At 71.5% G+C, this 24,963-nt stretch carries 20 protein-coding genes; 7 read left to right on the top strand and 13 right to left on the bottom strand.

The window, feature by feature from the left end; genetic code table 11:
• Nucleotides 1-17: 17 nt before the first annotated feature.
• The 5 genes from RBJ65_RS18975 to RBJ65_RS18955 form a co-directional block, all read right to left on the bottom strand.
• Nucleotides 18-1,352 (bottom strand): amidohydrolase family protein, encoded by a 1,335-nt coding sequence (locus tag RBJ65_RS18975; RefSeq protein ID WP_306317374.1) that lies wholly within the window; start codon nucleotides 1,350-1,352, stop codon nucleotides 18-20.
• A complete protein-coding gene (locus RBJ65_RS18970; protein WP_306317373.1) occupies nucleotides 1,349-2,719 on the bottom strand; it encodes a uracil-xanthine permease family protein in 1,371 nt (456 codons plus the stop codon). The genes RBJ65_RS18975 and RBJ65_RS18970 overlap by 4 nt, the downstream gene beginning before the upstream one ends.
• Before the next feature lie 171 nt (nucleotides 2,720-2,890).
• Nucleotides 2,891-3,961: an acyltransferase family protein gene (locus RBJ65_RS18965; protein ID WP_306317372.1), complete on the bottom strand. Its 1,071-nt coding sequence runs from the start codon at nucleotides 3,959-3,961 to the stop codon at nucleotides 2,891-2,893.
• Between the two features lie 38 nt (nucleotides 3,962-3,999).
• Complete coding sequence (locus tag RBJ65_RS18960) at nucleotides 4,000-5,352, bottom strand: VWA domain-containing protein (protein WP_306317371.1); 1,353 nt, start codon at nucleotides 5,350-5,352, stop codon at nucleotides 4,000-4,002.
• Nucleotides 5,349-6,206 (bottom strand): MoxR family ATPase, encoded by an 858-nt coding sequence (locus RBJ65_RS18955; protein ID WP_306317370.1) that lies wholly within the window; start codon nucleotides 6,204-6,206, stop codon nucleotides 5,349-5,351. Before RBJ65_RS18955 ends, RBJ65_RS18960 begins: the two co-directional genes overlap by 4 nt.
• 168 nt (nucleotides 6,207-6,374) lie before the next feature.
• Here RBJ65_RS18955 and RBJ65_RS18950 point away from each other — a divergent pair, with 168 nt between their 5' ends.
• The 3 genes from RBJ65_RS18950 (at nucleotide 6,375) to RBJ65_RS18940 (ending at nucleotide 8,537) form a co-directional block, all read left to right on the top strand.
• Complete coding sequence (locus RBJ65_RS18950) at nucleotides 6,375-6,872, top strand: helix-turn-helix domain-containing protein (RefSeq protein WP_306317369.1); 498 nt, start codon at nucleotides 6,375-6,377, stop codon at nucleotides 6,870-6,872.
• Between the two features lie 106 nt (nucleotides 6,873-6,978).
• Nucleotides 6,979-7,491, top strand: coding sequence for an SRPBCC family protein (locus RBJ65_RS18945; protein ID WP_306317368.1), 513 nt, complete (start codon nucleotides 6,979-6,981; stop codon nucleotides 7,489-7,491).
• Entirely contained in the window at nucleotides 7,491-8,537 is a 1,047-nt protein-coding gene (locus RBJ65_RS18940) for an LLM class flavin-dependent oxidoreductase (protein ID WP_306317367.1), read from the top strand. Before RBJ65_RS18945 ends, RBJ65_RS18940 begins: the two co-directional genes overlap by 1 nt.
• Nucleotides 8,538-8,710: 173 nt before the next feature.
• Here the strand turns inward: RBJ65_RS18940 and RBJ65_RS18935 are convergent, their stop codons facing one another.
• Nucleotides 8,711-9,694 carry a Ppx/GppA family phosphatase gene (locus RBJ65_RS18935; RefSeq protein WP_306317366.1) on the bottom strand — a complete coding sequence of 328 codons (984 nt, stop codon included), beginning with the start codon at nucleotides 9,692-9,694 and terminating at the stop codon, nucleotides 8,711-8,713.
• 29 nt (nucleotides 9,695-9,723) lie between these two features.
• Nucleotides 9,724-12,951: a carboxyl transferase domain-containing protein gene (locus RBJ65_RS18930; protein ID WP_306317365.1), complete on the bottom strand. Its 3,228-nt coding sequence runs from the start codon at nucleotides 12,949-12,951 to the stop codon at nucleotides 9,724-9,726.
• Nucleotides 12,952-12,990: 39 nt separating this feature from the next.
• Between RBJ65_RS18930 and RBJ65_RS18925 the strand changes: the two genes are divergently transcribed.
• A complete protein-coding gene (locus RBJ65_RS18925; protein ID WP_306317364.1) occupies nucleotides 12,991-13,686 on the top strand; it encodes a TetR/AcrR family transcriptional regulator in 696 nt (231 codons plus the stop codon).
• Between the two features lie 11 nt (nucleotides 13,687-13,697).
• Nucleotides 13,698-15,380 (top strand): AMP-binding protein, encoded by a 1,683-nt coding sequence (locus RBJ65_RS18920; protein ID WP_306317363.1) that lies wholly within the window; start codon nucleotides 13,698-13,700, stop codon nucleotides 15,378-15,380.
• On the opposite strand, the gene RBJ65_RS18915 is transcribed toward RBJ65_RS18920, so the two are convergent.
• From RBJ65_RS18915 to RBJ65_RS18890, 6 genes are all read right to left on the bottom strand, one after another.
• The gene (locus tag RBJ65_RS18915) at nucleotides 15,328-16,044 is read right to left on the bottom strand and encodes an HAD family phosphatase (protein ID WP_306317362.1); all 717 of its coding nucleotides are present in this window, start codon (nucleotides 16,042-16,044) and stop codon (nucleotides 15,328-15,330) included. The genes RBJ65_RS18920 and RBJ65_RS18915 overlap by 53 nt on opposite strands.
• Nucleotides 16,045-16,076: 32 nt before the next feature.
• Nucleotides 16,077-16,562 carry an Lrp/AsnC family transcriptional regulator gene (locus RBJ65_RS18910; protein WP_306317361.1) on the bottom strand — a complete coding sequence of 162 codons (486 nt, stop codon included), beginning with the start codon at nucleotides 16,560-16,562 and terminating at the stop codon, nucleotides 16,077-16,079.
• A gap of 53 nt (nucleotides 16,563-16,615) precedes the next feature.
• A complete protein-coding gene (locus RBJ65_RS18905) occupies nucleotides 16,616-17,191 on the bottom strand; it encodes a flavin reductase family protein (protein WP_306317360.1) in 576 nt (191 codons plus the stop codon).
• Complete coding sequence (locus RBJ65_RS18900) at nucleotides 17,188-19,395, bottom strand: tetratricopeptide repeat protein (protein ID WP_306317359.1); 2,208 nt, start codon at nucleotides 19,393-19,395, stop codon at nucleotides 17,188-17,190. Before RBJ65_RS18900 ends, RBJ65_RS18905 begins: the two co-directional genes overlap by 4 nt.
• Nucleotides 19,392-20,588: a hypothetical protein gene (locus RBJ65_RS18895; protein WP_306317358.1), complete on the bottom strand. Its 1,197-nt coding sequence runs from the start codon at nucleotides 20,586-20,588 to the stop codon at nucleotides 19,392-19,394. Before RBJ65_RS18895 ends, RBJ65_RS18900 begins: the two co-directional genes overlap by 4 nt.
• Nucleotides 20,589-21,213: 625 nt before the next feature.
• Complete coding sequence (locus tag RBJ65_RS18890) at nucleotides 21,214-22,299, bottom strand: LacI family DNA-binding transcriptional regulator (RefSeq protein WP_306317357.1); 1,086 nt, start codon at nucleotides 22,297-22,299, stop codon at nucleotides 21,214-21,216.
• A gap of 263 nt (nucleotides 22,300-22,562) precedes the next feature.
• Here RBJ65_RS18890 and RBJ65_RS18885 point away from each other — a divergent pair, with 263 nt between their 5' ends.
• Nucleotides 22,563-23,837 carry an extracellular solute-binding protein gene (locus RBJ65_RS18885; protein WP_306317356.1) on the top strand — a complete coding sequence of 425 codons (1,275 nt, stop codon included), beginning with the start codon at nucleotides 22,563-22,565 and terminating at the stop codon, nucleotides 23,835-23,837.
• 121 nt (nucleotides 23,838-23,958) lie between these two features.
• On the top strand, nucleotides 23,959-24,951 hold the full coding sequence (locus RBJ65_RS18880) for a carbohydrate ABC transporter permease (RefSeq protein WP_306317355.1): 993 nt from the start codon (nucleotides 23,959-23,961) through the stop codon (nucleotides 24,949-24,951).
• Nucleotides 24,952-24,963 lie beyond the last annotated feature (12 nt).

Raw genomic sequence — 24,963 nt, 5'->3', positions numbered from 1 at the left:
GGGCTTGAAAGGCCTGCTCAGTCGCCGTAGTGGCGTGAATGCGCGAGGTTCGCCGCCAGTTCCTGGGACGGGAGGTGGACGTGTTCGCCGTCGCGGACCAGTACCTCGCCGTCGACCAGCACCGCCGCCACCGTCCTGCTGCCCGCGCACGTCAGCAGCGTCGCCCCCGGGTCACGTACGGGAAGGCAGGCGTAGTCGCGGTCGAAGCGGTGCAGGACGAGGTCGGCGCGCAGGCCGACGCGGATGCCGCCGTCCACGTTCTCCTCCAGGCCGAGCACCCGGTTCGCGCCGCCCGCCGCCAGCGCGAACATCTCGGGGAAGCCGAACAGTTCGGCCTTGCGGTGCGCCGCCCGTTGCAGATACGCGCCGATCCGCAGCGCCTCCAGGATGTCCTGCGTGTCATTGCTCGCGGCCCCGTCGACGCCGAGGCCGACGTCCAGGCCCGCCTCCAGCATCGCGGGCACGGGGGCGATGCCGCTGCCGAGCCGCATGTTGCTGAGCGGGTTGTACGAGACACCGACACCGTGCTCGGCGAGCGTCGCGCGGCCCGCCGCGTCCAGCTCCACGCAGTGCACGGCGAGCAGCCGCTCCCACAGGAACCCGGCGCGCTCCAGATACTCGACGGCGCCGACTCCCGTGTGCTCACGGCACATCGAGTCGTCCGTGGTGGTTTCGAGGAGGTGCAGTGAGACGGGCAGGGCGCGTTCGTCGGCGTACGCGCGTACCTCGGCCATTCCGTCCGGCGTCAGGCACCGCGGATTGGGCACGGCCACGCCGATGTCCACCCGGCTGCCGTGTGCCGCGGCGATCAGTTCGTCGGTGTGCGCGAGCGCCTCCTTGAGCGGCTGCGTCAGGCGGGGATCGAAGCCCCACTTGCGGCTTCGGTCCACCCGGTCGGCGACGCCCCGGCACAGCACCGCCCGCACACCGCTGTCCTTGAGTGCCCGCAGCACCGCGTCGTGCACCTCGGGCGAGGGGTGCGGCCACATGTGCTCGACGAGCGTGGTGGTGCCGGAGCGCAGCGCCTCGGCAGCCGCGGCGGCAGCGGTCGCGTAGGCCCGCTCGGGGGTGAGCAGCGCCGCCTCCTCGCCGACGGCGCTCAGCCACGCGAGCAGTCCGAGCCCCTCGCCGATGCCGCGCAGACCGGCCTGGAAGAGGTGGGTGTGAGTGTTCACGAGGCCGGCGGTGAGGTGTCCGCCGGAGCCGTCCAACACGCGGCTGCCGTAGGGGAGTTCACCGTGTGGTACGAGGGCCGTCACGCGTCCGTCCGCCAGGTGGACGTCCGTTCCCGGCAGCCAGCGCCCGCCGCTGAACACCGTCACATCCGTGATCACGTCGACGTCGTGTGTCATCGGGTGACTTCCTTCCGCGGGCGGGACGTGTGCTGGGACGTGCGGCGGGGCGCGTGGTGGAACAGCAGGTTGAGCAGGAACGCCACGATCCCGGTGACCGCGATGCCGCTGTCCAGGACGGTGCGTACGTACGAGGGGAGCGGCGCGTAGAAGTCCGGCGCGCCGACCGGGATCATGCCGAGCGCGAAGGCGAGCGCGACGGTCAGGAGATTGCGCGGCTCGGTCAGCTCGGCGCGCGCCAGGATGCGGAGCCCGACCGCTCCCACGGTCCCGAACATGACGAGCGACACTCCGCCGAGCACCGGTCCCGGCACGGCGGCGACGGCCGCCCCGAGCACCGGCACGAACGCGAGCACCACCATCAACACACCGGACAGCGCCACGACATGACGGCTCTTCACCCGTGTCACGCTCACCAGACCCACCGACTGCCCGAACGTCACGACGGGGAAGGAGGTGAGGGCCCCGGACAGCACGGTGGCGGCGCCGTCCGCGCGCAGCGCCCGTACGACGGTGGGAGCGTCGTCGCCGCGGCCGACGATCTGGCCGACCGCGAGGGTGTCGCCGACGGACTCCACCATGTTCACGAGCTGCACGACGAGCATCGCCGCGATCGCCGGCACGAGGAACGTGGGCGCCCCGAACGCGGTCGGATCGGGGGCCGTCACGGCGCGCGCGTCGGTGACCGCCGCGCCGTCGAAGAGGCCGAGCGGCAGCGCGAGCAGCGTCCCCGCGGCCATCGCGACGAGCACCGAGAACCGGGCGAGCGCGGGCGGCGCGAGCCGTTCCACGAGGACGACGAGCAGCACCGTCACCGCCGCGAGCACGAGCCCGCGGCCACCGGTACCGCCGTCCCCGTCACCCGCGACGAGCCCGGCCGCCGACGGCACCAGGGAGAACCCGATCACCGCGATGACGGTCCCGGTCACCAGCGGCGGAAACAGGTGCAGCCACCGCCCGAACCAGGGCGCGAGGGCGACCGTCACGAGCCCGGACACGAGGGTGGCTCCGAAGACCGCGGCGAGCCCGTGCTCCTCGCCGATGAGAATGGCCGGGGTGATCGCGGTGAACGTCGACCCCATGACGATCGGCAGCCGCGCCCCGAACCACTTCACGCCCATCGACTGCAACACCGTCGCGATCCCGCTGACCAGCAGGTTCGCGCTGATCAGCAGCCGGATCCGGTCCTCGGGCAGGTGCAGTGCGGTGCCCACCAGCAGCGGCATGGTGGCCATGCCCGCGTAGGCGACGAGCAGATGCTGCAGGCTCAGCGGCACCAGCCGGCGCAGCGGTGGTCGTACGTCGACGGGGTGCGGGGCTTCGCGCTCCGCGGGCGCGACGGCATGCTCATGCTCGGCGACAGCCATCGTTCCTCCTCACAGCTCGGTGGAAGACGGCTGGTTAGCGCCGGTGTACGTCAACCACCGGGCGCACACCGGCCGTTGCAGCCATGACCGGTGTGAGGGGGACGCTAGGGAGGAGGTGTTTCCGCGGCGTTGCGCCGAGGAAACCGCGACGTACCCGAGTGGCCCGGTTTCCTATGTACGGGTCTCCTGGCGGCCGCCGCTGTCGGAGCGTTCGGGCTCCGGTTTGAAGGCCCACTTCATCTCGGGCTCCATGGCCCAGTGGAACAGCCATCGCACGGGCCGGGTGCACAGCACCGTGATGACGGTCGCCGCGATCACGGTGACGGTGATCTCACCGAGCGGCGTGTGGATCCAGTGGTGGTCGTACCAGCCCCAGTAGCGCGAGCCCTTCGCCAGGAAGCCGTGCAGCAGATAGCCGTACAGGGTGCCCGCGCCGAGCGCCGTGCACCACATGCGGCGGCCCGGAACCCACGCGAAGAAGCAGGCCATCAGGATCACCGAGCAGCCGAACAGGGCGAGCGTCATCACCGCGCCCGTCCAGCCAGGCGCCCCCAGTTCCTGCGCGCTGTCGCGGCGGTAGAACCAGGCGGCGGTCATCCGCGGCGCCGCCCAGTACGCCACGAGCAGCGCGCTCGCGAACACCGGCACGGCGATGATCCGGGCCTCGCGGCGCCGCACCAGGCTGAAGTGCTCCGGCCGCAGGCACAGGCCCAGCACGAAGAACGGCAGGAACTGCAGCACCCGCTGGAGGTCGAGGTCGTCGCCGATGTCGGGGGAGACGGCGGCGAGCACGGCGATGGCGAGGGACAGTGGCAGCGGAGCGCGGATGATCTTCCACAGTGGGGTGGTGACGCGCCAGATGAACAGCGCGATCAGGAACCAGGTCAGATACCAGGGGTCGAGCAGGGTGATCGGGTAGTCCGGGTCGTCGCCGACCGTGCGCTTGAAGAAGGTGTACGCGATCTCGAAGATCACGTACGGCACGAGCACGCCCGTGACGAGGCGTTTCATCCGTCGCGGGCCGGCGTCCCAGGAGCGCGAGAAGTAGCCGGAGATCACGATGAAGGCCGGCATGTGGAACGTATAGACCGTGAAGTAGAGCGCGGACGCCGCGCGGCTGTCCCCGCGCAGCGGCTCCCAGGCGTGACCGAGCGCGACGAGGACGATCGCCAGGTACTTCGCGTTGTCGAAGAACGCGTCGCGGCCGTCCGCCTTCGGCACGGCCTTCATCGCGGCCTGCATCGAGGCCTCCGTCCCGGTCGTGGCACCTTTCGGCCACGCTATACGGGCAGCAGGCGCCCCACCAGCGCGCTCAGCTGCCGCGCGTTGCGGCACTCGTGCATGGGCACGACCTCCGCGTACGTGGCCGCCGCCGAGTCGCCCGTGTCCCACTGGGAGCGGGGTTCCGGGTTGAGCCAGTACGTGCGGCGGGCGGCGCGGGCGACGCGGCGCAGCGCCGGGAGGTTGGGGCTCTGCTGGTTGTTGCGGGCGTCGCCGAGGACGAAGACGGTGCTGCGGGGGCCGACGGCGGACTCGTAGCGCTCGACGAACTCGCCGAGCGCCGTGCCGTAGTCGCTGCTGCCGTGCCAGCCGGTCAGCGTCGCCTCGGAGGAGATCCGGGCGCCGAGCCCGTCCGCGTCGGCGGCGCCGTGCGCGATGAGGTCGGTGACCTCGTCGATCCGGTTCACGAAGGCGAAGACACGGATCTTGCTGAACTGGTCGTGCAGGGCCTGGACCAGCAGCATCGTGAAGTTCGCGAACCCGGCCACCGAGCCCGACACATCACACAGGAGCACCAGCTCCGGACGCGACGGGCGGCGCTTGCGCAGGACGGGGCGCATCGGGACGCCGCCCGTGGACAGCGAACCGCGCAGCGTGCGGCGCAGGTCGATGCGGCCGCGGGCCGCGCGCCGCCTGCGGGCCGCGAGCCGGGTCGCCAGCTTGCGCGCCAAGGGGTGGACGGTGCGGCGCAATTCGGCGAGCTGGGCCTTGTCCGCGTAGAGGAACACGGTGCGGTCGGGCGTCTGCACCGGCATGCGGCGCGCCAGCTCGTCACGGTTGCGGGCCTCCGCGACCCTGCGGCGGGCCTCGCCGCGCACCCCTTCGCGGAACTCCTCGATGCGGCGGCGGACCTCGTCCGCCTCGATCCGGTCGGTGAACGCCCCGGACTGGCCGCTGCCGCCGGCCCGGATGGCCGACATGGCGGGGGCGAGGAGGGTCTGCGGACGCAGCCGGTTCAGGGTCTGCTGCGAGGACCAGCCGTTCGCGTCGTAGCCGCCCAGCGCGTCAAGCGCCTCGGCCGCGAGGCGGGCGATCGCCGCGCGGTCGTTCGTGGCGAGTGCCTCGGTCAGCCGCTCGCGCAGACTGTCCCGGTCGCCGGCAGTGGCCCCCGGCGCACCCACCGCGCGCGGGAAGTACACGTCGAAGACCGGGTCGAAGACCGCGCGCTGCCCGTGGTCGTGCAGCAGCGCGGACGCCAGGCCCTCCCGCAGATGGTCCCGGCTGTCGAGGCCGAGCGCGGCGACCGCCTGCGCGGCGTCCACGCTCTCGCCGGTACCGATCCGGATGCCGTGCGCGCGCAGCGCCCGTACGAGGGAGGTGACGCGGTCGGTGACCGAAGGCTCGGCGCTCACACCGCGTCCAGGTCGAGCTTGGCCGTCGCCGTGTTCACGTCCTCCTGATGCTTCAGTACGACGCCGAGGGACGCCCGTACGACCTCCTCGTCCAGGCGGTCCGCGCCGAGCGCGAGCAGCGTGCGCGCCCAGTCCACGGTCTCCGCCACCGAGGGCACCTTGCGCAGATCCATGGCGCGCAGCGCGCCCACGACCCGTACGAGGGACTCGGCGAGCACGGAGTCGAGCTCGGGCACCTTCAGGGCCACGATGCGGCGCTCCAACTCCTCCTCCGGGAAGCCGATGTGGAGGAAGAGGCAGCGGCGGCGCAGCGCCTCGGACAGCTCACGGCTCGCGTTGGAGGTGAGGACGACGAAGGGGTGCTGGGTGGCGGCGATGGTGCCCAGCTCCGGAACCGTCACCTGGAAGTCGGAGAGCACTTCGAGCAGCAGGCCCTCCACCTCCACGTCCGCCTTGTCCATCTCGTCGATGAGCAGGACCTTCGCGTCGTCGCCGCGGATCGCGGTGAGCAGCGGGCGGGAGAGGAGGAACTCCTCGCTGAAGATGTCGGTGCGGGTCTGGTCCCAGGTCTCGTCGCGGCCCGCCGTGATGCGCAGCAGCTGCTTGGCGTGGTTCCACTCGTAGAGCGCGCGGCTCTCGTCGACACCCTCGTAGCACTGGAGCCGGATCAGGCGCGCGTCACTGATCTCCGCGACCGCCTTCGCCAGCTCCGTCTTGCCGACGCCCGCGGGCCCCTCGACGAGCAGCGGCTTGCCGAGCCTCGCGGCCAGGAAGACGGTGGTCGCCACGGCGGGCGAGGCCAGATAGCCGGTCTCGGCCAGGCGCGTGGTGACTTCGTCCACTGAAGCGAACAACGGGGCCTCCTGCTCGGTGCGTTGGCGTCCTTTCAGGTGATCATGCGGGCGGTCCTCCCACAATGGGCGCGCGGGCTTCATGGCGAACGTCACTCCGACCGGTGCCCGCCGCGACCTCCTCCGTCTCGTCTGCGGACGCACTCGCGCCGCCTCCGTATCCTGACGGTCATGAGGCGCACATCCTTTGCCGACTGGCCCTGCTCCATCGCCCGCACCATGGACCTCCTGGGCGACTGGTGGACGCCGCTCGTGCTGCGCGAGGCGTTCTACGGGATCACCCGCTTCGACGTGTTCCAGCAGGAGCTGGGCATCGCGCGGACGACGCTCGCGGAGCGGCTGCGCCGCCTCGTCGAGGCGGGCCTGATGGAGAAGCGCGCCTACGACACCGCCCCCGTACGGCACGACTACGTGCTCACGGAGAAGGGCCGCGACTTCTTCGGCGTCCTCGCCGCCATGAACGCATGGGGCAACCGCTGGCTGTCCGGGGACGAGGGCGCGCCCGTCGTCTTCGAGCACGACCGGTGCGGCCACGAGGGCGAGGCCGCCGTGGTGTGCGGGCACTGCGGGGAGCCGATGACCGCCGATGACACGCGGGCCCGGATGGGGCCCGGCTATCCGGAGAAGCTCGCTCGGCGGCCGGAGATCGCGGAGCGCTTCACGCGCTGAACACGCGTCGAATCCGTCGGCACGGATCGCTTGTTGCTCTTGACGCAGTGAGTCCATCTACGAAACTCTCGTGGTCACAGGCGGTTCTACGGAGAGGTGGAGCACGGTGGAGTGGACGGGCGCGCGGTACGCGGACACACCGACGGTCGAGGCGCGGCGCACGATCGCGGCGCCGCCGGGCCGGGTCTGGGAGCTGGTGACGGACATCGGCCTCATGCCGCGCTTCAGCGCCGAACTCCAGTCGGCCGACTGGCTGGACGGGTCGCGCGGCGTCGGCGCCCGCTTCGTCGGACGCAACCGGCACGAGGCGTTCGGGGCGTGGGAGACCACGTCGTACGTCGTCGAGCGCGAGGAGGGCCGGGTCTTCGCGTGGGCGGTGGGGGACGTCGAACAGCCCAGTGCCGTATGGCGGTTCACGCTGGAGGCGGGTGAGGGCGGATCGACGGTGCTCACGCAGTGGGCGCGGATGGGGCCGGGGCGCTCCGGCCTCTCGTACGCCATCGACCGGATGCCGGAGAAGGAGCAGAAGATCGTCCACGTACGGCTCGGGGAGTGGGAGCGGAGCATCGACGCGACGCTCGACGGGCTCAAGGCCCTGGCCGAGGGGGCGGGGCACTGATGCGCACCTCCACCACCGTCGAGGCGTCCGGCGGGAACTGGCGGGAGACCGTCGACTTCGTCACCGAGGCGGAGAAGCTGGGCCTCGACATCTGCTGGGTGGCCGAGGCGTGGGGCTCCGAAGCGCCTTCCGCGCTCGGCTACTTGGCGGCGCGCACGGAGCGGATGCTGCTCGGCTCCGGCATCATCCAGCTCGCCACGCGCACGCCCGCCGCGATCGCCCGCGCGGCGATCACGCTGTCCAACATCTCCGAAGGCCGCTTCCTGCTGGGGCTCGGGCCGTCCGGGCCGCAGGTGATCGAGGGGCTGCACGGGGTGCCGTTCGCGCGGCCGCTGGGGCGGATGCGGGAGACCGTCGAGATCGTGCGGATGGCGATGACGGGCGAGAAGATCGCCTACGAGGGCCGGGAGTTCACGCTGCCGTTGCCGGGTGGGGACGCCCGACCCATGCGCCTTTCGATGCGCGCGGAACATGAACTCCCCATCTACCTGGCCACGTTGTCACCGAAGATGCTGCGGCTGACCGGGGAGGTCGCCGACGGGTGGCTGGGTACGAGCTTCGTCCCGGAGGGCGCTAAGGAGGCGTACTTCGACCACCTCGACGCGGGGCTCGCGGCGGCCGGGCGGACGAGGGGTGACCTCGACGTCTGTCAGGGCGCGGAGGTGAACTTCGTCGAGGACGAGGAGACGCTGGCCGCCGTCGTGGGCAGCCGGAAGAAGGAACTCGCGTTCAGCCTCGGTGGGATGGGCTCCGCCACGACCAATTTCTACAACCGGGCGTACAGCAGGCAGGGGTGGGCGGAGGTCGCGGCGGCGGTGCGGGAGCGGTGGCAGGCGGGGGACCGGGACGGGGCGGCGTTGCTGGTCACGGACGACATGGTGCTCGCGACGACGCTTATTGGTACGGAGGGCATGGTGCGGGAGAGGTTGAGGGTGTGGCGGGACGCCGGGGTGGACACGGTGCGGTTGTACCCGGCGGGCGACACGCTTCACGCCCGCCTGAACACCTTGGCCCGAGCCGTGGCCCTGGTCCGGGAAACGGGGTGACGCCTCCGCCCTGAGCACCCGGCACCGGGGGCCGCCTTGCCCACCCTGCCGCCCAAGGCGGCAGATTGCCCAAGGCGGTGGCGGCCACGTTCAAGCCTCTGCGGCGATTGAGCAGCGGGGGCCGGGGCGGAGCCCCGTGCGGTGGGGCCGTCGGGGCGGGTTGCGTCGACACATCAAGCCCCTGCGGCGATTGAGCAGCGGGGTGCGGGACGGAGCCCCGGTGGGGCCCAGCCCGGGTCGCCCTCGATGCGGCGCAGCAGAATGCCCTCGCGGATCGCCCACGGACACACCGTGAGCTCCCGCATCCCCATCAACTTCATCGCCGTATGCCCCACCAACGCCCCCGCCAGGGACTGCGCGGCGCGCGGCGCCGAAATCCCCGGCAACTCCGCCCTCCGCTCCGCCGGCAACACCGCCAGCTCCGCCACCGCCACCCCCAACGCCTTCCGGCTCAACCGCCGAGGAACGAACGGCCCGTGCCGCCCCGGCGCCGCCCCGCACAACCGCGCCAACTGCGTGAACGTACGAGACGTGGCGGCAGCCGTCAGCGGCCCCTCCCAACGGATCCGCGCCGCGACATCCCGCAACTGATGCCGCACATGCCGCCGCAACGCCTTCAGCTCCTTCTCCGACGGCGGCACCCCGTCCCCCGGCAGATGCTCCCGCGTGAGCCGCCCCGCCCCGAGCGGCAGCGAAATCGCGAACTCCGGCAACCGGCCCCGCCCGAAGGCCACTTCGAGCGAGCCGCCCCCGATGTCGAGGACGCCGAGCGGCCCGGCCCGCCACCCCATCCAGCGCCGCGCCGCGAGAAACGTCAGCTCGGCCTCCACCTCACCCGGCAGCACCCGCAACCGCACCCCGGTACCCGCCTCGACGGCGTCGAGCACCTCGTCCCGGTTCGGCGCGTCCCGGACGATGGCCGTGGCGAACGCGAACGGTTCGTCGCTGCCCCAGCGTTCGGCCTCCGCGACGGCCGCCCGCACCGCCTCGACCAACCGCTCCACGGCGGGCGGCCCCAGTCTGCGGTCGCGGTCGACCAACTCCGCGAGCCGTAACCGCCGCTTGGCCGTGTGCACCGGCAGCGGCGCCCCGTCGCGCGCGTCCGCGATCGCGAGCCGCACCGTGTTCGAACCGACATCCACCACACTAATACGCATGATCGTCCGAGTACCCGTCGCGGAGCGCATCAATGCGCGGGTGCGTACGCCACGGACGCCGTCGAGCCCGGCCCGTCGAGCGCCGAAACGATCCAACTCCGGGACTCCGCCGGGTCGATGACCGCGTCGATCTCCAACGCCGCTGCCGCGTTCAACGCCTTCCCGTGCTCGTACAGCTCCGCGACCCGCGCCTCGAAGGCCCGCTCCCGCTCCGCCGGATCGGCGATCGCCGCCAGCTCCCGCCGGTAGCCGAGTCGCACCGCGCCCTCAAGCCCCATCCCGCCGAACTCGCCGCTCGGCCACGCCGCCGTCCCCAGCGGCGCCCGCGTCGAACCGCCCATCATGGCCATCGCCCCGAGCCCGTACGCCTTGCGCAGCACGACACACACCAACGGCACGGTCAGCTGCGCGCCCGCGATGAACAGCTCGGCGAACTGCTTGACCGTGGCGGTGCGTTCGGCGTCCGGGCCCACCATGAACCCCGGGGTGTCGCACAGCGAGACGACGGGGAGGCCGAACGCCTCGCACTTGCGCAGGAACCGCGCGGCCTTGTCGGCGGCGTCCCGGTCGACGGCGCCACCCAGGTGCCCGGGGTTGTTGGCGACGAGCCCCATCGGCCGCCCCTCGATCCGGACCAGCGCCGTGATCACCCCGACGCCGAACCCGCGCCGCAGCTCAAGCACCGAGCCGACGTCCGCGAGGCCCTCGATCGCCGTATGGATGTCGTACGCGCGCCGCCGGTTCTCCGGCACCGCGTGCCGCAGCAGCCGCTGGTCCGGCGCCTCCCAACTCCCGTGTGGGCCCTGGAAGTACGAGAGGTAGGCGCGCGCCGCCCGCACCGCCTCCGCCTCGTCGGCGACCGGCAGGTCCACCACTCCGTTCGGCACCTGCACCGACAGCGGGCCGACCTCCTCCGGCCGGTACACCCCGAGGCCGCCGCCCTCGATCATCGCCGGGCCGCCCATCCCGATGTTCGCCTCCGGCGTCGCGATCACCACGTCGCAGCAGCCGAGCAGCGCCGCGTTCCCCGCGAAGCAGCGCCCCGAGGCGACACCCACCAGCGGCACACGCCCGCTCAGCCGCGCCATCTGATGGAACGTCATGACATCGAGGCCCGCGATGGACGATGTGTCGGTGTCACCGGGCCGCCCGCCACCGCCCTCCGCGAACAGCACGACGGGCAGCCCGCGCCGCTCGGCGAGTTGCAGCATGCGGTCCGTCTTGCGGTGGTTGTTGTGGCCCTGCGTCCCCGCGAGGACCGTGTAGTCGTAGGACATGACGACGGCCGGTGTCCCGCCGACGCGCCCCGTGCCGGTGACCATGCCGTCGGCGGGCGTCGCGCGGATCAGCTCGTCGGTGGTCCGCCGCTGCCGCTGCGCGGCGATGGCGAGCGCCCCGAACTCCTCGAAGGTGCCCGGGTCGCACAGCTCCGCGATGTTCTCGCGGGCCGTACGCAGGCCGGTCGCGTGCCGCTTGGCGACGGCCTCGGGGCGGTTCTCGTCGAGGCCGAAGGCGTGCCGGGCGACGGACTCGGCGAGGTCGGGACGGATCGCGTCGAGATCGACCTCGGCTTCCGTGCCCGCGAGCTCGGCGCCGCCCTCCGTCACGTCGAGGAGCACCAACTCGGCGCCCTCCGCGACGGTTTCACCGACACCGGCCCGTACGGAACGCACGACACCCGCCTCCTCGGCGCGCACCACGTGCTCCATCTTCATGGCTTCCAGGACCAGCAACGTGGCACCGGCGGCGACGAGCCGACCGGGCTCGGCGTCCACCGACACGACCGTCCCCGCCATGGGCGCCGTCACCGTACCTGGTTCCTTGGAGCCACCCTCCGGCGCGGCGGCGGGTGGCGCAAGCTCCGCGAGATGCCGCTCCACGAACCCGGTGTCGAAGCCGCCCGCCGTGAAGCCGGGGTGGCCAATCAGGCGGCTCAGCAAGGGAATTCCCGTCGCGGGGCCCTCCACCACGAACTCGTCGAGCGCCCGCCTCGCCCGCGCGCACGCCACCGCGAAGTCCCCGGCCGCCGCGTGCGCGACCACCTTGGCGAGCAGCGAGTCGTACCGCGTGCCCAGCTCCGTACCCGTGCGGACGGCGGTGTCCACGCGCACCCCTGGTCCCGTCGGCACATCGAGTCGCGTGATCCGCCCCGCCGACGGCCGCACCGTCCCGTCCGGCGCCGTGACCTCCGCGTTCACCCGCAGCTGCACGGCGAACCCGCGCGGCGCCGGCGGCTCCCCGGCGAGCCCCAGATCGGCGAGGGTGTCACCCGCCGCGATCCGCAGCTGCGCCGCGACGAGGTCGACACCCGTCACCTCCTCCGTCACGGTGTGCTCCACCTGAAGGCGCGGATTGGCCTCCATGAACACGAACTCCTCGCCCCGCACCAGGAATTCGACCGTGCCGACCCCCGCGTAGCGCGTGTCGCGGGCCAGCCGCAGGGCGGCGTCGACGAGACGGCCGCGCAGGGCCGCGTCGAGGCCGGGCGCCGGAGCGATCTCCACGAGCTTCTGGTGGCGGCGCTGCGCACTGCAGTCCCGCTCCCACAGATGGCTCACCGAGTCACCGTCACCGACCACCTGCACCTCGATGTGGCGCGCGCCCTCCCACAGCCGCTCCACGTACAACTCGCCGCGCCCGAAGGTCTGTTGCGCCTCCGAGCGACACCGCTCCCACGCCTCGTCGAGCTCCGCCGCGTCCCGTACGACCCGCATCCCGCGCCCGCCGCCCCCGCCCACGGCCTTCACCATCACCGGCTCTTCGACCCCTTCGGCCCCTTCCGCGAGGAACGCCCGCGCCTCCTCCAGCGTGGTGTCACCCGCCGTCCCCGGCAGCACCGGCACCCCGGCCGCCACGGCGAGCGCACGCGCGCGTGCCTTGTCCCCGAACAGGTCGAGCACCTCCGGCGCCGGACCCACGAACGTGACCCCCGCCTCCGCGCACCGCCCCGCCAGCACGGCGGACTCGCTGAGGAAGCCGTAACCGGGGTGGAGATACGTACAGCCGCTCCGGCGCGCGGCGGCCACCAACGCCTCCGCGTCGAGGTACCCACCCGCCGCCAACGGCACGGACTCGTCGGCCCACGGCAGATGCGCCTCGTCGCCCGGCTCGTGCACGGCCACGGCACGAAGGCCGAGTTCGGCGGCGGCGCGCAACACCCGTACGGCGATCTCCCCACGGTTGGCGACGAGTACGGCGGCAGACCCCATGTGCCCCTCCGGGAAGTCGGATTCGGTTCCAGGCTCGGATTCCGTCATGCTCATTGACACTGACGTCAACGTCAATACTCTGGCGCTGTGGCACGCAGTCAGCAGACCCAGCAGCAATGGTCCGTCCGCACCGCACGCGACCGCACCGACGCCCCGGCGCGCGGACGGCTGCTCGACGCGGCGGAACACGTCTTCGGGCGGCTCGGCTACGGGCCGACGACCATCGCGGACATCACCGCGCGGGCCGAGGTGTCACGCGCCGGGTTCTACGTCTACTTCGCGTCGAAGGAAGAGGTGTTCCGGGTGCTCGCGGGGCGGGTACGGGACGCGTTCCTCGCCGCACAGGACGTGCCCGGTGTGGACACGGACGACGTGGCGGCGGTGGCGCGCGCCTCCACGGCCGCGTTCATCTCCGCGTACGCACGCCACCTCCCGCTGCTCGTCCTCCTCGAACAGCAGGCGCGGGGCGACGCCGAGGTGCGCGCCCTGTGGGAGGAGATCCGCGAGCGTCCGGTCCGCCGCGCCGGCCGCTACGTACGCCGGGTCGCGGCCGAGGGCAGGGCGCGCCCGGTCGTCGACCCGCTCACCCTGTCCCGGGCCGTCGGCGGCATGAGCGTCGAGTTCGCGCGGCTCGTGGCCGAGGACCCGGCGGCGTACGAGCGGGCGGTCGACGACGTGACCGCCATGTACCTGCACCTCCTCGGAATCGGGACCGGCACCGGTATCGGCACCGGTATCGGGACCGGCACCGGCACCGGTATTGGAGCAGCACCTCAGCAGTAGGGAGCCGCACGTTGTCCACCAGCACAGCCAGTACAGCCAGCACAGTCAGTACAGCCGTCGAGGCCCATCTGCACGACCTGCGCGCCCGTCAGGCCAAGTCCAGGTCGGGCCGCCAGCCGTCCGAAACCCGCCACGAGGCCGGTGAGTCGACACTGCCAGGCCACATCGCCCGGCAGGCCGCCCGCACCCCGGACCGGCCCGCGATCGTCACGGCGGCGGAGACGCTCAGCTACCACCAACTCGACGACCAGAGCGCCCGGTTGGCGGGATGGATGGTGGAGAACGGGGTGCGGCCCGGCGACCGCGTCGGTGTGTTCCTCCCCAACGGCGCCCGCTTCGTCGTCGCCCTCCTCGCCGTGCTGCGCATCGGAGCCGTACACGTACCGGTGAACCCGATGTTCCGCGCGGCAGAACTTCGGCACGAACTCACCGACGCCGGGCCGGAGTTGGTCGTCACCCAGGACACCCTGCGCCGCGCCCTCGACGAGGTGCGCGAAGACACCCCCGTACGCACCGTCCTCGCCGACGCGGACTGGCCGCGGGCCGTCGCCCACGCCCGCCACGAGCCCATTGCCGACGACCTCGACGCGCTCGCCGCCCTCAACTACACGGGCGGCACCACCGGACTGCCCAAGGGCTGCGAGCACACCCAGCGGCACATGGTCTACACGGCCACCGCCATCGACAACGGCCGGATGCCCACGGACGAGGAGCGGGCGCGCGGCATCGTATCGGTCTGCTACCTGCCGATCTTCTGGATAGCGGGGGAGAACCTCGGCATCCTCGCCCCGCTCGTCTCCGGCGGCACCAGCGTCCTGCTCACCCGCTGGAACGCGGCCGAGGTGCTCGACGCCATCGAGACACACGGCGCGACCACCATGGCGGGCACCGTCGAGAACTACCTCGAACTCCTCGACCACCCCGACTTCGCCCGCCACGACCTGACCAGCCTGTCGTCCCCGCTCACCGTCTCCTTCGTCCGCAAGCTCACGCCCTCCCTGCGCGCCCGCTGGAAGGCGGCCGTCGGCGAGCACAGTGTGCTGCGCGAGGCCTCGTACGGGATGACCGAGACACACACCAGTGACACCAACACACTCGGCTTCCAGGACGGCGACCGGGACCTGCTGAGCGACCCGGTGTTCTGCGGACTGCCCGTGCCGGGAACGGACTTCATGGTCGTCGACTTCGCGACCGGGGAGCCGCTGCCGCTGGGGGAGCGCGGAGAGATCGTGGTGCGCGGGCCGTCCGTGCTCACCCGGTACTGGCGGGCGCCCGATGCCACCGCGAGCGCGCTGCGCGACGGCTGGCTGCACACCGGTGACATCGGCGCCCTCGACGAGGAGGGGTGTCTGCACTACCTGGGCCGCGACAAGGACATGATCAAGGTGAAGGGGATGAGTGTCTTCCCGACGGAGGTCGAGACACTGCTCGCCCAGCACCCCGACGTGCTCGCCGCCGCGGTCGTCGCGGTCGAGGACCCGGAGGCCGGGCAGCGGCCCTACGCCTTCGCGCGCACCGTCCCCGGAGCCACCCTCACCGGGGACGGCCTCAAGGAGTGGGCGGCCCAGAACATGGCGACGTACAAGGTGCCGAACGTCGTCGAGATCCTCGACGAGCTGCCGCTCACCCCCACCGGGAAGATCAGGAAGACGGAGCTGAGCGTTCGAGCCACTCGCACGCGGCCCGCGCCGTGAACTCCTCCTGACCGCCCTTGAACAGCAGGTCCGCCGTGGTGAACGCCGGGTCGTCCGCCTGCGCCGCGACATACGGCAGCGCGATGCAGCGCATGCCGGCCGCGTGCGCGGCGGCGGCGCCCGGCGCCGCGTCCTCCAGGACCACACAGTGCCCGGCCTTCGCGCCGAGCCGGCGCGCCGCCTCCAGGAACACGTCCGGCGCGGGCTTTCCGCGCTCCACCTCGTCCGCCGAGACGTACAGCGGGAGCTGCGCCCCGAGGCCCGTACCGGTGAGGATCGCGTCGATGGCCTCAGGGGACGAGCCCGAGGCGACGATCATCGGGACGCCGGCCGCGTGCAGCCGCTCGACGAACAGCCGCATCTGCGGGAAGACATGGGTCTCGGCGCGCGCGAGCTCCAGATAGCGGGCGTTCATCTCCTCAAGGAGCTCGTCGTCCGGTGCGTCGATGCCGTACTTCCGCTTCCAGATGCCGATGGTCTCCAGCGTGGAGATGCCGACGTACGTCTCGTGGTCGGCCCACGTGAAGTCGGTGACGCCCTGCCGGGCGAGGGTGCCGAGGGAGGCCTTGAAGTAGTTCGGCTCGCTGTCGACGAGGGTGCCGTCGAGGTCGAAGACGACCGCGGTGTCGCCGAACTGGTACGAGGGGTGGTTCGCGTCGCTCATGTGACCCAGGATGCAGGACCGGCGTCGGCCGATCATCCGCGCGGCTGCCCGGCCGCCTTCCCGATCGCCTCGACCAGCGGCAGCACCCGGTGCGGGACGCGCTCGCGCAGCGCCACCTCGGTGCGGGTGCGGACCACGCCGGGCAGCCGGTTGAGCTGCTGGATCAGGTCCTCCAGGTGCTCGGCGTCGCGGGCCGCGACGCGGGCGAGGAGGTCGCCGCCGCCGGTGGTGGAGTACGCCTCGATGATCTCCGGCACCCCGGCGAGACCGTCCCCGACGTCCCCCAGGTGGCCCTGCGTGACCTCGATGTGCACGAAGGCGAGGACAGGGTGGCCGAGGGCGGCGGGGGACAGGGACGGCTGCACACCCGTGATGACACCGTCCCGTTCCATCCGGTCGAGCCGGGCCTGGAGGGTGCCCCGGGCGACGCCGAGGATGCGGGCGTACTCGCGCATGCTGGTGCGGGGCTGTTCCAACAGGAGCCGCAGGATACGGGTGTCGAGCTGGTCCACGGCCATGGCGGGCGACTCCTTCGGTGGCGCGGGTGCCGGACGCCGACTGTACCAATGGCTCAGTGATCCGGCCCCGTCGTCCCCAATGGCCCGGGGAGGTCCACGAACGTCCCCTCGTGGTGCACCAGTGGCCCCGCGTCCGCGGCCCGGTCCGCCCGCACCACGAGCCCGATCACCAGCGCGTGGTCGCCCACCGGGCGCATGCTGACCGGCGCGAGGACGAACCGGGCCAGTACGCCGTCCAGGGCGGGCAGGCCGAGCGCGTCACGGTGCCAGGGGGTGCGGGGCCCGAAACGCGCGTGGCGCGGGCCCGCGAAGACCCGCGCCACCTCCTCCTGACCGGCCGCGAGCAACTGCACCATCACCCACGTCGCGTCCCGCACCGCCTCCCACGAACTCGACCGCAGGCCCACCGTGAACGACATCAGCGGCGGGTCGAGGGAGAGCGAGGCCAGCGACGTGACACAGAACCCGGCGGGCCGCTCCCCGCCGACGGTGACGACGGCGACCCCCTTGGCGTGCCGCCGCAGCGCGGACCGCACGAGGTCGGAGCGGGCCGGCGGGAGCGTCACCGCCGTCGGCTCGCCGCGCGCGGTCGCACCGGTCAGCGCCGCCCTCGTCGCCTCGGCGGTCACGCGGCACCCTCCCGCAGCGCGGCCCCGGCGCGGGCGTTGATCTCCTCGGCGTGCGGCGACGTGGTTCCCGCCTCGTACGCGGCCAGGTGCGCGCGCCAGTCCGTGAGCGCGCCGTCCGCGTCGTCGAGCGCGAAGCGGCTGACCCCGCGCAGGTAGAGGAGTTCGGGGTCGGGGGTGCCGTCCGCCGAGGCCATCGCGTGGTTCAGGTCGGCCGTCGCGCGCTCGTGTTCGCCGAGCGACTGCAGCGCCATGGCCCGGTTGGCCCGCAGCTCGGCGTCGTCCGCGAGCGCGAGCGCCGAGTTCAGGTCGTCGACGGCGTCGGCGGCCTTGCCCGTCTCGAAGGCGAGGACGGCCCGGTTCACCCAGGCGGCGAGGCAGCCCTGGTCCGCGTTGAGCGCTGCCGAGTAACTCTCGTACGCGGCGCGCACATCGCCCAGCTCCGCGTGCAACGCGCCCCGTGCCGCGAGGAGTTGCGGGCTGCCGGGCGCCAGCGCGAGGCCGTGGTCGATGTCCGCGCGGGCCCGGTCGAAGTCGCCGCGCTCCAGGGACAGTTCAGCGCGGTGCAGCAGCGAGTCGACGTGGTCCGGCTCGACGGACAGGGCGTAGTCCAGGTCGCGCAGCGCGCCCGCGTCGTCGCCCAACTCCCGCAGCAGGTCGGCCCGGTTGAAGTGCGCCTCGTAGAACGGCGGGGTGAGCCGGATCGCCGCCGCGTAGTCGGCGAGCGACTCGTGGGGGTGGCCGAGGGCGCGGTGCTGGGCGGCCCGCTCGAAGTAGTAGTCGCCGTAGTCCGGGTCGCGGCGGATCACCTCGTCGTAATCGGCGAGCGAGCCGGTGTGGTCGCCGCGCGCGCCGCGCACCTGCGCCCGGTTGTACAACAGCACGGAGCGGTGCAGGAGTTGCTCGTCCGGGCCGAAGTCCGCGTCGGTGATCTCCATCGCCTCGTCGACCAGGGCGAGCGAGCCGTCGGCGTTGCCGCGGTGCAGCTCGACCAGGGCCCGCGCGTTGCGCATGAAAGCCCGCACCAGGATCCGCTTGTGCGGGTCCGGGTGCACGTCGGCGATCGCGATCGCCGTGTTCACCCAGGCGAGCGCCAGATCCTCGTCGTGCAGCTCCTTCGGCAGGAACCGGGTGTACAGCATGGCGTTGAGGTACGCGGTCCCCATGTGGACGTCGGCCGATGTCGAACCGCGCCGCATCTCCTCGAAGTACGCGAACGCGTCCACGCCGCGCCCCAGATAGCAGAGGCAGGCACCGATCTTGTGCGTCAGGTTCCAGTACGTACGGTCGGGCGCGGAGCCCGCGAGCAGTTCACGGCCGCGTTCGGCGAGGTCGATCACGGCCTCGTAGAACCCCTTGTTGAAGCAGCCGTTGACGGCTTGCACGATCGCGTCGACGCCCGCGCCCCTCGGGTCCTCGCCGTGCTCCAGGTGGTACGGGATCGCGCCGAGCCGCAGCGTCGGCTCGTCCCGCTCGGCGAGCAGCGCGGCGCGAGCCGTGTGCCGGCGGGCCCGCTCGTCGGCGGGCAGCGCCACGTAGGCGCGCAGCAGGCGGGCGTCGTCGCTCGTGCCGTCGGAGTCGATGTAGGCCTGCGCGAGGTCCTCGTCCGGCAGCAACGCGGCGTCCACGTAGGGCAGTCGGGACACTCGTCGGGTGTGCGCGGCGAGCGCCCTGCCGAGCAGGTCGTCGGCCGCCCCCGCGCCGTCCACGACCACGGTCAGGGTGGCGGGATCGCAGCGCCGCAGCAGCACGGCCACCAGGTCGCGGTCCGTGGGATCGGCCTCGTCCAGGCCACGGAAGGAGAGGGTGAGTCCGCGCGGGTGCGCCGTCCTGGCCCAGTCCATGAGGAGTTCGGCCACGCCGTGCGCGATGCGCAGCGCCCGGGGCGCCGGGTAGAAGCGGGTGCGCTCCTTGGCGTCGGCGAGATTGGTGAGGGTCTGCGGCGGCGTCGGCACGATCTTCATCAGCTCCGGCGCGATCGACTCCACCTCGGTGGCCCGCGCGGACGCCACCAACTCGCGGTCCCGCTCGACGAGTTGCGGCACGGCCTGGTGCAGCAGGTAGTGCGCGGCGGTGAACGGGCCGCGTAACCGGCGGTGGCAGCGCACCTCAAGGGAAGGGGACGGCGGCGACTCGGCGGCGGTGGTGTCCGCGGTGGCGTCGAGCCACCAGTGACGCGTCGACAGGGTGGGTGACAGATGTGTCATGTCAGGGCTTCTTCCGGTGAGGTGGGGCGGCGGTTGCGGGTCCGGGCGCGCCGGTCCCGCAGCGTGACGTGGACGAGCAGGCCGATCTGCAGCCCGGACAGCAGCAGAAAGCCCGCCGCGTCGACCAGGTCCCAGAACGGGGTGTCCGGCGCGCCGAGCCGGTCGGCGACCGTCGTCCAGAAGTGCACGGCGGTCGGGATCCCGGCCCAGGCGAGCGAGGCCAGCGAGAACCCGTACCCGGCGAACAGCAGCGGCGCGTACCAGCGGGTCGCGGCGCGGTCGCGCCCCGACCACTCGGTGTCCGCGACGGGCGGCGCGAGCCGCAGCGCCCTGCGGAACCCGGAGCGCAGCCGGAACCGCGTCGCATTCTGCAGATCCGTGCATCCGGTGGCCGTCGTCACCACGTAATAGATGTCCGTCTCCAAATAGAACAACAATTGCCAGATGAGACGCAGGACACAGGTGAAGGCGACAGCAAGGCAGAGTTTGTGAATCCAGGACGGAATTGCGTTTGTGTCAAGCGCGACGGAAAGCAGCGTGAACCCGCACAGCAGGACCACATCTGCCAACATGCCCGCGCAGAAAACCAGATAGCGTTTCCGGCGCTCCACGCTGAGCAGCGAATCGAGCCTGGTCTCGGCGACCAGGTAGTAGAGCCTGCGCCCGATCCCGAGCGTGGACGGCAGCCCCAGCCGCCGCCCGGCGAGCGCGTGGAACGCCTCGTGCACGACGATGCACGGCAGCGCCAGCGCGAAGACGCTCAGCGGGATCAGCGTCAGATAGTGCGTGAAGAACACCTGGTGGTACGAGGGCCGAAGCCCCGGATCCCGCACCATCATGGTCACCGCGGCCGCCACCAGGGCGCCGTACGCGAGCCAGGCGGGCCACGAGAAAAGGGCCCTGCCGAGCCCCTGCCAGCGCACCGGCCGCTGCTCGGCCAGCGGTTCGCCGATGCGCAGAAACCCCAGCTCGTCCAGGGTTTCCAGGAAGTCGTCGGTGTCGAGCGGATCACCCGTGGTGCGCTCGTACCAGTCGCCGACCGCATCGACGGGCGCCCCGTCGAGGAGCATCCGCAGCGCCTGCGCCCCCTCCTCGGGGAACACCGCGTACGAACCGGTGTCGGGCCGGCCGACCATCACGCCTTCGGTGTCGGCGACCATCGTGAGCCGGTGCAGCCGAACGGTGCCGTTCATCCGGCACACCCCCTTGTGAGAGACGGGGAGTTGGTGGGGCGAAGGTGGCCGGGGCCGGACCCCGGAGGCAGTCCGACCCCGGCCGGGGAGGCGCATTACGCGGCGTCGCCGCAGAGGTAGTAGCAGGCCGTGGTCAGACGGATGGGCCCTGCCTTGCGAACAGAAATCTTCTTCATGGTGTTTCCCCCCTTTCCGGATCATCGGTGGTCGGGCGAATTCCGGAATCGCTGTGCTGAAGCAAGCTTTGGCATGCGAATTAGGGCATGTCAACCGGGAACGGAAACGTCCGGAAATAATTTTCAAAACCACTTTTCGGCCCGTTTTCGGGCAGGGGGGAGCGGCACTCCTGGCACGGGGAAAAGAGAAAGCAGAGTTCGCTTACGAAACGAAAAGAAGAGATCGAATCGGGTGCACCGTCTCCGGCCGACGCACCACCCGTACCTCCCGCACGGCCCCCGTAACAGCCCGATGCGCCCGGGCTCGCAGGAGGATACGTAGCGGGGCGGCCCAGCGTTCAGCCGATTAAGCCCCTGTTCAGTGCAGCGGGCCCAATCAAGCCCCTGCGGCGATTGAGCAGCGGGGCCCGGGGCGGAGCCCCGCGCCCGCACCCCCGCCGCCGCGCAACCTAACGCCGCCCGACAACCCCCGGCCCCGACGCCGTCGACCCCCGCACCACCAACTCCGGCATGAACACGAACTCGGTATGGGGGGCCGGCGTCCCCCCGATCTCCTCAAGCACCGTACGGACCGCCGCCTGCCCCATCGCCTGCACGGGCTTGCGCACCGTCGTCAGCGGCGGATCCGTGAACGCGATCAACGACGAGTCGTCGAACCCCACCACGGAAATGTCGTCCGGCACCTCAAGGCCCCGCTGCCGCGCCGCGCGAATCGCCCCGAGCGCCATCATGTCGCTCGCGCACACCACCGCCGTGCACCCGCGGTCCATGAGGTCGGACGCCGCGGCCTGCCCACCCTCCAGCGTGTAGAGGGAGTGCTGCACGAAGTCCCGCTCGACCTCGTCCGGGCCGAGCCCGAACCGCTCGCGCATCGCCCGCACGAACCCCTCGATCTTCCGCTGCACCGGCACGAACCGCTTCGGCCCGAGCGCCAGGCCGATCCTGGTGTGCCCGAGCGAGCCGAGGTGGGTGACCGCCAGCTGCATGGCCGCCCGGTCGTCCGGCGAGATGAACGGCGCCCGCACCTGCGGCGAGAACCCGTCGACGAGCACGAACGGCACGCCCTGCGCCCGCAGTTGCTCGTAGCGCCGCATGTCGGCGGTGGTGTCGGCGTGCAGCCCCGACACGTAGATGATGCCGGTGACACCCCGGTCGACGAGCATCTCGGTCAGCTCGTCCTCGGTCGAGCCACCAGGGGTCTGGGTCGCGAGGACCGGCGTGTACCCCTGGCGGGTCAGGGCCTGCCCGATGACCTGGGCGAGCGCCGGGAAGATCGGGTTCTCCAACTCCGGCGTGATCAGGCCGACCAGGCCCTCGCTGCGCCGGCGCAGCCGCACCGGACGTTCGTAGCCGAGCACGTCGAGCGCGGCGAGCACGGACTGGCGGGTCGCGGACGCGACGCCCGGCTTGCTGTTGAGGACCCGGCTCACCGTCGCCTCGCTCACCCCCGCCTGCGCCGCGATGTCGGCGAGCCGCGCGGTCGCGGGCGGAGCCGGGGCCGCCTTGCGGTCGGCCTGGGCGGGCAGCTGGGTCATCGCACTCCTCGTGAGCACCTCGTGGGGGACAGCACCCCGATGATCCCTGTGCCACCGCCCGGTGGCAAGAGCTTGCAGAGCTTTGCAGCGCCACAAAGGCCCACGTAAGTGTGCGTAACTACCCGCAACTCGCCCCGACTTGAAGGTCACGAACCCGTAACCCACCGCCGTCTCTGCAAATTTTTTCAGCAAGGTCTTTCCACGGGCTTGCGGCGCTGTTACGTTCACGTCGCTCAGTCGGGCCCAACCCTCTAGGAGTTCTCATGCGGCGTGGCATTGCGGCCACCGCGCTGGTGGCGTCCCTCGCCCTCGCGGCGACGGCCTGCGGCGGAAGCGACGACAGCGGTGACAAGGCGTCGGGCCCGGTCACCATCACCTGGTGGGACACGTCGAACGCCACCAACGAGGCGCCCACCTACAAGGCGTTGGCCAAGCAGTTCACCGAGGCCAACCCCGACATCAAGGTCAAGTACGTCAACGTGCCCTTCGACGACGCGCAGAACAAGTTCGACACGGCGGCCGGCGCGAAGGGCGCCCCCGACGTGCTGCGCGCCGAGGTCGGCTGGACCCCGGCCTTCGCCAAGAAGAGCTATCTGCTGCCGCTCGACGGCACCGAGGCGCTCGCCGACAAGGACAAGTTCCAGTCCTCCCTCATCGAGCAGGCCCAGTTCGACGGCAAGACCTACGGCGTCCCGCTCGTCACCGACACCCTCGCCTTCGTCTACAACAAGGCCCTCTTCAAGAAGGCGGGCATCGCCGAAGCGCCCACCACCTGGGACCAGTTGAAGAAGGACGCCGCCAAGGTCAAGGCCAAGACCGGCGCCGACGGCTTCTGGGGCTCCACCGCCGGCTACTACGCCCAGCCGTTCCTGTTCGGCGAGGGCACCGACACCGTCGACGCCGACGGCAAGAAGATCACCATCGGCTCCGCCGCCGCCAAGAAGGGCCTCACCGCCTGGCAGGGCCTCTTCAACGGCAAGGGCCTGCACAAGGCCGACGCCACGGCGGACGCGTACGCGCACATCCAGGACGCGTTCGTGAACGGCAAGGTCGCCTCGACCATCCAGGGCCCGTGGGAGATCACGAACTTCTACAAGGGTTCGGCGTTCAAGGACAAGAAGAACCTCGGCATCGCCACCGTCCCGGCCGGCTCCGCGGGCAAGCCCGGCGCCCCGACCGGCGGCCACAACCTGTCCGTGTACGCGGGCTCGGACAAGGCCCACCAGGAGGCCTCGCTCAAGTTCGTGAAGTGGATGACGTCGGCGAAGACGCAGGAGCAGATCGCCCTGAAGAACTCGACGCTGCCCACCCGCGAGGACGCGTTCACCGCGAAAGTCACCGCCGACCCCGGTATCGCCGGCTACCAGAAGGTCCTGAGCGCCGCGCAGCCGCGCCCCGAACTGCCCGAGTACAGCTCGCTGTGGACGCCCATGGACGAGGAGCTGCCGAAGGTCGCCACCGGCAAGGAGTCCCTGGACAAGGGCGTCAACAGCCTGGAGACCTCGTTCGCCAAGCTGCTGCCCGGCTTCGCCAAGTGACCCGCTAGCCACCGCCGGCCATTGCCGGTCACCGGTAGCCATCGGCCGGTTCGTGCCCCGAAGAGGGGGAGGGCGCGAACCGGCGCAGCCCTGCCACAGCCCGATCCAGAAGGTGCCTCGCATGACCCTTGCCGCCGACCGACCGGCCGCACCCCAGCGCGCGCAGCGCCCAGGACCGCTGCGGCGCCTCAAGGACTCGTACCGCAAGTTCTGGTACGCGTACGCGATGATCGCCCCGGTCGTCGTCGTCCTCGGCGTCCTCGTCCTCTACCCCCTGATGCGGGGCTTCTATCTGACGCTCACCGACGCCAACAGCCTCAACTCGGCCCGCACGATCGGCGTCAACCACATCGAGGCCACCTACAAGTTCATCGGCCTCGACAACTACGCCGACATCCTGTGGGGCCCCTCCGCCTACGACCGCTTCTGGTCGCACTTCGTGTGGACCATCGTGTGGACCGTGGTCTGTGTCGCCCTGCACTACTGCATCGGCCTCGGCCTCGCGCTGCTCCTCAACGAGAAGCTGCGCGGCCGCACCTTCTACCGGCTGCTCCTCATCCTGCCGTGGGCCGTCCCGACGTTCGTCACCGTCTTCGCGTGGCGCATCATGCTGGCCGACTCCGGGATCATCAACGCGAGCCTCGGCACGCTGCACCTGCCGCAGCCGCAGTGGCTGGAGGACCCGTCGTTCCAGCGGATCGCCGCGATCCTCGTCAACACCTGGTGCGGCGTGCCGTTCATGATGATCTCGCTGCTCGGCGGCCTGCAGTCCATCGACGGCTCGCTGTACGAGGCAGCGGAGATGGACGGGGCGAACGGCTGGCAGCGCTTCCGCCACATCACCCTGCCGGGCCTCAGGCCCGTCGGCTCGACCGTCGTCCTGCTGGGAACCATCTGGACGTTCAACCAGTTCCCGATCATCTTCCTGCTCTTCGGTAACACGGCTCCGGACGCGCAGATCCTCGTGACCTGGGCCTACCGGCTCGGATTCGGGCAGCAGCCACGCGACTTCGCGCAGTCCGCCGCGTACGGAGTGCTGCTCCTGTCGATCCTCGCCGTCTTCACGTCCTTCTACTACCGCTGGCTGAAGCGCAATGAGCAGCTCGCCGTCTGACGCCGCAGGAGC

Origin of the sequence: Streptomyces sp. KL109B, from assembly GCF_030766935.1 — a bacterium.
In the GTDB taxonomy this organism is placed as follows: Bacteria; Actinomycetota; Actinomycetes; order Streptomycetales; family Streptomycetaceae; genus Streptomyces.
This window is presented reverse-complemented; position numbering and strand designations above follow the sequence as displayed.

Excerpts from the sequence above, each read along its gene's own strand:
- RBJ65_RS18975 (WP_306317374.1), bottom strand. The coding sequence starts at position 1,352 with ATGACACACGACGTCGACGTGATCACGGATGTGACGGTGTTCAGCGGC.
- RBJ65_RS18970 (WP_306317373.1), bottom strand. The coding sequence starts at position 2,719 with ATGGCTGTCGCCGAGCATGAGCATGCCGTCGCGCCCGCGGAGCGCGAA.
- RBJ65_RS18965 (WP_306317372.1), bottom strand. The coding sequence starts at position 3,961 with ATGCAGGCCGCGATGAAGGCCGTGCCGAAGGCGGACGGCCGCGACGCG.
- RBJ65_RS18950 (WP_306317369.1), top strand. The coding sequence starts at position 6,375 with ATGAGGCGCACATCCTTTGCCGACTGGCCCTGCTCCATCGCCCGCACC.
- RBJ65_RS18940 (WP_306317367.1), top strand. The coding sequence starts at position 7,491 with ATGCGCACCTCCACCACCGTCGAGGCGTCCGGCGGGAACTGGCGGGAG.
- RBJ65_RS18935 (WP_306317366.1), bottom strand. The coding sequence starts at position 9,694 with ATGCGTATTAGTGTGGTGGATGTCGGTTCGAACACGGTGCGGCTCGCG.
- RBJ65_RS18930 (WP_306317365.1), bottom strand. The coding sequence starts at position 12,951 with ATGACGGAATCCGAGCCTGGAACCGAATCCGACTTCCCGGAGGGGCAC.
- RBJ65_RS18915 (WP_306317362.1), bottom strand. The coding sequence starts at position 16,044 with ATGAGCGACGCGAACCACCCCTCGTACCAGTTCGGCGACACCGCGGTC.
- RBJ65_RS18910 (WP_306317361.1), bottom strand. The coding sequence starts at position 16,562 with ATGGCCGTGGACCAGCTCGACACCCGTATCCTGCGGCTCCTGTTGGAA.
- RBJ65_RS18900 (WP_306317359.1), bottom strand. The coding sequence starts at position 19,395 with ATGACACATCTGTCACCCACCCTGTCGACGCGTCACTGGTGGCTCGAC.
- RBJ65_RS18895 (WP_306317358.1), bottom strand. The coding sequence starts at position 20,588 with ATGAACGGCACCGTTCGGCTGCACCGGCTCACGATGGTCGCCGACACC.
- RBJ65_RS18890 (WP_306317357.1), bottom strand. The coding sequence starts at position 22,299 with ATGACCCAGCTGCCCGCCCAGGCCGACCGCAAGGCGGCCCCGGCTCCG.
- RBJ65_RS18885 (WP_306317356.1), top strand. The coding sequence starts at position 22,563 with ATGCGGCGTGGCATTGCGGCCACCGCGCTGGTGGCGTCCCTCGCCCTC.
- RBJ65_RS18880 (WP_306317355.1), top strand. The coding sequence starts at position 23,959 with ATGACCCTTGCCGCCGACCGACCGGCCGCACCCCAGCGCGCGCAGCGC.